This window comes from Paraburkholderia sp. EG286B, from assembly GCF_040965655.1.
In the GTDB taxonomy this organism is placed as follows: Bacteria; Pseudomonadota; Gammaproteobacteria; order Burkholderiales; family Burkholderiaceae; genus Paraburkholderia.
This window is the reverse complement of record NZ_JBFRCF010000277.1, coordinates 1-254: the sequence shown is the minus strand read 5'-3', so window position 1 is coordinate 254 and position 254 is coordinate 1. Positions and strand designations below refer to the sequence as shown.

Sequence of the window (254 nt, the reverse complement as noted above, 5' to 3'; positions counted from 1 at the left end):
GTCGGGGTGTTGCGCTGGCCAGCGCGTGAAGACTGGATGCTGAAGGGTCATCTTTTTCCTTGATCGGGGACGGCCAGCCATTTAACGAAACTGGCTGACCGTCCCCGCGAATGGTGCCCCCAAGAACTCGCTCTCGGGGTTACCCACGTCATGGGCGTCGCAGTCTCGAGCTCAGATCGAACCGGCCGGCGTGACAGCGGGGAAATGCATGTCCGGATCGAACACGTTATTGAAGAAATTCGTCAGGGAATACA

The 254-nt window shown here is 58.3% G+C and carries 1 pseudogene; it reads right to left on the bottom strand.

Going from position 1 to position 254, the window contains the following annotated elements:
- Positions 1–171 precede the first annotated feature (171 nt).
- A pseudogene (locus AB4Y42_RS44730) lies at positions 172–254 on the bottom strand (carboxymuconolactone decarboxylase family protein); the annotation flags it as partial.